Origin of the sequence: Polaribacter sp., from assembly GCF_965656025.1 — a bacterium.
Lineage (GTDB): Bacteria > Bacteroidota > Bacteroidia > Flavobacteriales > Flavobacteriaceae > Polaribacter.
Map to the genome: position 1 here is coordinate 49,856 of NZ_CBFHJT010000008.1, position 5,984 is coordinate 55,839.

2 protein-coding genes are annotated in these 5,984 nt (G+C 31.1%); both read right to left on the minus strand.

Annotation, left to right across the window (positions count from 1 at the left end; translation table 11 throughout):
• Positions 1-579, minus strand: a 579-nt coding sequence (locus ACTG3S_RS02745) for a transglycosylase domain-containing protein (protein WP_439127845.1), incomplete at its 3' end; no start/stop codon positions are given.
• 65 nt (positions 580-644) lie between these two features.
• Positions 645-5,909, minus strand: coding sequence for an alpha-2-macroglobulin family protein (locus ACTG3S_RS02750; RefSeq protein WP_439127846.1), 5,265 nt, complete (start codon positions 5,907-5,909; stop codon positions 645-647).
• Positions 5,910-5,984: the final 75 nt, after the last annotated feature.

The following is a 5,984-nucleotide window of genomic DNA, read 5'->3' on the forward strand; positions in this document are numbered from 1 at the left end:
TGCAGATTTTCTATTAAAATAGCGCCAAGAAGCAGCATCTAAACCCACGACATTTCCACCAAAAGGCGCATTTGAACTCCAAAATGCAATAATTTTTTCTTTAGAAAAACGCAACTCTAAACGAGTTGCTAAAATGAGTTCTTTTAATTTTTCAAAATAGGTTCTGTCTCTATTATCTCTGCTTAACCTTATTACTTGTTGTGTAATAGTACTTCCTCCTCTTACTACTTTTCCTGCTTTTAGGTTCTGTTTTATTGCATTAAAAATTGAAATTGGATTAAAACCTGGGTGTTTGTAAAAATATTCGTCTTCAAACTGAATTAAACAGGTTTTAAATTTGTTTGGTACACTATCATTTTGAGGAAAACGCCACTGACCATCATCTGCAATTAACGCACCTAATAATTGATTATTGCTGCTAGTTATTACTGTAGATGTTGGCTTGGTAAACAAATTTTTTGGCAAACAAAAAGCATAACATATCAATAGAAAAACAACGAATATTATTTTCTTTTTATGTTTCTCCTTCAAGGTTTTTAAAACCTTGTAGCTTTGTTTATGTTCCGTATTTTCTTCCACTTTAATTACTAATAAATTACAGATTTATACCTACAAGGTTTCTAAAACCTTGCAGGAATTATAAACTACTTCAAAACCTCAACCCAACTCCCTTTAGTTTTTACCAAATAATCATTATCATACATCGCTTCTACTTGAACACCTGGTAAATAATAAGTACCTAAATACGCTGCATTTAACAATACTGTAAAAGTTTTTGTTTCTGAGCCATTCCTTCTTTTATTCAAATCGAAATAAAAATTTACACGATCGTCTCTTATGTCTGTGTAACGAGCTTCGCTTTTTGTTGTACTACCAAAATCTGTAAAACGCGTGTTTACAATTTCCCATCCAGAAGGAAATATTTGTGTAAGTGCAATGTTTTTTACAGCTTCATTTTTAGGATTACTTACCTTGATTATAGCTACAAAATCTTGCCCTTGTTTTAGCTTTTTAATATCAATAGATTTTCCTTTTAAATCTTTATAATTTACAGTAACACTTAAACCTCTTTTTTCAGAAATTTCTTCACCTAAAGGAAGTTTACCACTATTGATAATTCTTGCAAAAACCACATTATTTTCCTGATTTTGTAAAGTGATGCTATTTTGACCTTCAGAAACATTTAAAACTCTTTGCATCATAGAACTTGAGGTTTTTACAACTTCCGTTTTTCCATTTTTTGTGTACTTTAAGTGTATGGATTTCCCGCCATTTTTTACCACCATTTTACCAATTGCTAACAAACTGAATGCTGTAGTTTGCGTGCTCATCCATCTGTTAGAAGACAACTCTTTTGCAATACTTTTTGAAACCTCTTTTACATTTTTACTACCTGTAATTAATAAAGTTTCTAATGCCATTGCTCTGTTTCTGTTTACAGAACCGTAGTTGTAATAGTTATAACCTGTAAAATTTAAATTGGCTTTTTGCATAATTTCTTTGGCGGCTTCTTTTTGCCCCACCAAAGCATAGGCTGCTGCTAATCGCCATTTTGCTTCGTTAGAAATTTGTTTGAATTCCCTTAATCTGTTCATCGCAGATAAATCTGCACTACCCGCTAAAGCCAAAGTGTATAACCTGTAAGCTTGCGCTAAATCTTTAGCATAACTACTGTAACTTGGGCGCCAATTTCTGGCAGCTTGTTTTTGATATCTAATAAAATTACTTTTAAAAGTTAGTGGCAACACAAATCCTTTTTTGGCAGCTTCTAACATAAAATGACCTGCATAAGTTGTACCCCAATCATCTACATAATTCTCACCCAACCAATAGCTTAAACCACCATTTGCTTTCTGAAAATTGCCCAAACGTTTAATTCCTTTTTCTATGTTTTTTTGAATTTCTGATTTTTTTTCTGAAGATAAATCAAACAAATCTGTTAAAAACAATTGAGGAAAAACACTAGATGTAGTTTGCTCTACACAACCATGTGGATATTGAATTAAATACTGCAACCTACCCGTAAAATTAATTTGCGGAATAGTAGATAATTCTAAAATCGCCTGATTAGAACCTGCAACTCCAAAAGTTGTAAAATCGATGGTTTGGGTTTGATTTGCTTTGATAGTTTTATCAATTATTTTAGATGTAATTGGGTTTGGATTTACCACATCTAACTCGACTTTATACGTAGATTTTTCTCCATTGCCAGTAGCAATAACTTCTATTGTGTTGATACCATTTGCTTTTAAAACATCCAACTCAAAATAGACCATTTTTTCATCAGGTTTATCAAAATTTAGCGTTTGTGTTTGGTTGCCTTTTATTTGAATTCCGTTTGAAGTTTTTACAGTTATTTGTACATTTTTTACCTTTTTATCCATGGCAAAAATGGTAACAGGTAAGGTAACTTTTTCTTTAGGTGATAATTTTCTGGGTAAAGTTGCCAACACCATTAATGGTTTTTTAACTGGAGTTGCTTTTTCTGCATTTCCAAACGCTTCATTTTTAACATCGCCAGCAACTACCATTGTTCTTACAGAACCAATATAATTTGGTAAAGTTATTTTGTGTGTTTTAGTTTCGTTTTTATCTAAATAAAAAGGTCCTAAATAGGTTACAACCGGCTTAAATCTATTGGCTTTTTGGTTTTTGGCTTTGGCCAAACTTCCATCTCCACCAATTGCAAAAACTTGATCTATACTTCCTGAATAGGCTCCAATTACATCATCAAAAATATCCCAAGTTTTTACACCCAACGCTTCTCTAGCATAAAATTGAGTGTAAGCATTTGGTGTTTTAAATCTTGTTAAATCTAACAACCCTTCTTCTACAATTGCCAAAGTGTAGGTCATTGCTTTGTTGTTTTTTTCAGATACCTTTACAGCAAACTCTTTTTGAGGTTTTAACTCGTTTGGCATGGTAATTTGCGGCTCTAATTTGGTGTTTTTATCTGCTACCAAAATAGGAATTACACCAAATAAACGAATGGGTAAATCGTTTTCTGAAACTTGATGTGGCTGCAATAAAGAAATATTTACAAACACATTTGGGGCCATATTTTTATTAATGGGAATCTCTACAGAAGTAGTTCCTTTTTGGGTTGCTACCCATTTTGTTTCTAAAACTTTGGTGCCATTTTCTATACTAACTAAAGCACGACCTTTGCTACCAGAAGGAAAAGTTATTTTTGCAGTTTCGCCAACATTGTACTTTTCTTTATCTGCAGAAAAAACTAACATTTTTGCAGCTTCCTTATCTCCTGAAGTTGAATTTTGCCACCAATTTTTGTAGAAATAAGCTGTTCTTCCTGTGGCATGACCACTTTTTTTATCGATAACTCGTATTAAAAAACGCCCTCTATCCTCTTCAGGAATATTAATTTTAAAACTTCCTTTTCCTTTTGAATCTGTTTTAATTTTAAACGTCTTGTAAGACTTATTATAAGTGCTAGAAGTATATCTAGATAAATTATCTTCAGATGAACTCCACCACCATCGCCAATGAATTTGGTATAACTCAACTTCTAAAGTTCTATTGGGTTGTGTATTTCCTTTTTCGTCTACAGAAACCACAGAAAATGTCTGATTTTCATCCGTAAAAAACGAACCATATCTATTCCCTTGAGGCGATTTTAAACCTACAAAAGCAGCAAAAGGTGCGTATTTTTTGGTAAAAGCATCTACAGAAAAATCGCCACCATTTTCAAACGCTCTTACTAAAAATTGAACATTTAACATGCCAGGAGCATTTTTACCTACTTTTAAATTACTACTAATTTTTGCAGTTCCGTTTTCGTTTAATTTACCTTCAAAAATATTTATTTCTTCTGTAGAAAATGTTCTTGAAGGATCTGAAAACACATACTCTCTATGGTTTTTAAAACTGTAATTTGTGGCAGAAACTTTTGCTTTTATTTCTGTTTTTATATTTTTTGCTGGTGTACCATGCAACCATTTCACTTCTAAACTTCCATTGATTGGTTTTGTATTGGTCAAAATTTCATCATCAAAATCTACTTTTATTTTTAAACGATTTGGTTTTACAGTTTCTACTTTTAAATTCTTGTAAAACTTTGCGCCACCCACTGAAACTTTTGCTTGGTAATTGCCTGTTTTTGCTTCGGGCATTGTGGTTACTGTAAATTTGTAAAAATTATGTAGATTTTCTGTGGTTACATTTTTGTAAATCAACTTTCCACTTGGGTCTGTAACTTCTAATTTAACAGGATGATTTTTAGGTAATTTATTGGCAGCATCGTTTAAAATAAACGATAAATGAATGGAGTCTCCTGGTCTCCAAACGCCACGTTCTCCATACAAATACCCTTTTAATCCTTTTTGGGTTTTGGTACCAGAAACATCAAATTTACTTAGCGATAAAGAATTACCATCAAACAAACGAATGTACCCAGAATTATTACCTTTAGAAACGATTGCAAACGCTGCATTTTTTGAGTTTTCTATTTTTACAAAACCTTGGGTATCTGTTCTTGTGGCTACAATTTCTTGTTGTTGATAATTGTATAACTTAACAATTGCACCAATAATTGGTTTTGTGGATAAGATATTGGTTACTGCAAAAAAGTATTCGTTATTTGTACCTTTTTTAGCGATTATACCCATGTTAGACGCAAGTAGGTTTTGTGCAATTCCTTTATTTACGTAGTAGGAATCTTTACATGCATTTTTTCTGTCTCTCCAGTTATAATTTCTGTTTCTATAATCGTATAGTTTGTTGTCCCAATACAATTCTTCTCTTTCATCTTCATTATCAATTTCATTAAAATCATTATAATTTTCGTAATAATTGTCTGTATTTTCTTTAGAAGTTGCAGTTGAATTGCAATTATAAAAAGTTTGATCTTTATTAAAATCTAGCTCAATTCTATAAATTGCACCCGGTTCTGTTACTACCATTTTAGAAATATCTATACTATAGGCTTTCCATTTTTGGGTATTTAATTGTGGATTACTAATTAGCGTAATTGTTTTTTTAGCCACTCTTCTACCCACTTTTTTTAGTACATATTTATTGTTACTATTAATATTGTTTTCTTGTAAAAACTGCAATACATTATCTTCGAAAATTTTTATGATTCTAACATCTACTTCACGCACATTTATGGCTTCGAAATTATATTTTAAATTATTAGAATTTGGTAAAATAGTTCCGTTAGAAATAGCTCTTATTTGTGGCTTTTTTTGTTGAAAAGTAACAGTTTCGCTGAATTGCTTTTTTAATTTATAGCCTTCTGTATTTTTGATTCCCTCAAAAATTGACACCAAAATGTTACCTATAAATTTGGTATCAGAAAATACCTTTAACTCATTTCCATTTACTATAAAATGTGGGTCTTTTATATTTTGAACAGTTACCAAACCATCAAAATTTTGTTGCTTTTTTAAGGCGTCTGAAAAGTTAATAGAAATGTACCGATTGGATGCATTTACAACACTTAAATCAACTACTTTAAAGTTGTTTTTACCAGGAATTAAAATTGTGTTTTCTCCTTTAGAAGTAGCATTTATTGGTTTTCCATCCCAAGATATTTCTAACTCGCTATCTTCTACTAAACGCTGAATACTATCAATTCTAAAATCAAAAATTTTGCTTTCTTGATAAGTTTCGTTCCAAACAATATTTTTAGAATTCTTTTGCTGATTGGCTTCTAGTAACTTTTTTGCATTTTTTAATGAAATAATGTCTGCAGATTTTAAAACGCCTTCCACATACTGATATTCTTTAGAATAGGATTGTAAATTTTGTATTTGAATACCAAAATTGGGCTCAATTGTTTTAAACTGAAAAGTGTATTCTTTAAAATTACTCTCAATATTTTTATAGATTTTATGTAATTTAACAGTAACAGTGTAGGCTGTATTTGCTTGCAGATTTTCATCTGGCATAAATACAAATGTATGTTTATTAAGTGTTTTTATTTTACCTTGTACATAAGGTTTTATGCTAATAACGTCAGTAGA

What these genes read in the sequence shown, in the direction of transcription:
- ACTG3S_RS02750 (WP_439127846.1), bottom strand. Translation starts at nt 5,909, where the DNA reads ATGCCAGATGAAAATCTGCAAGCAAATACAGCCTACACTGTTACTGTT.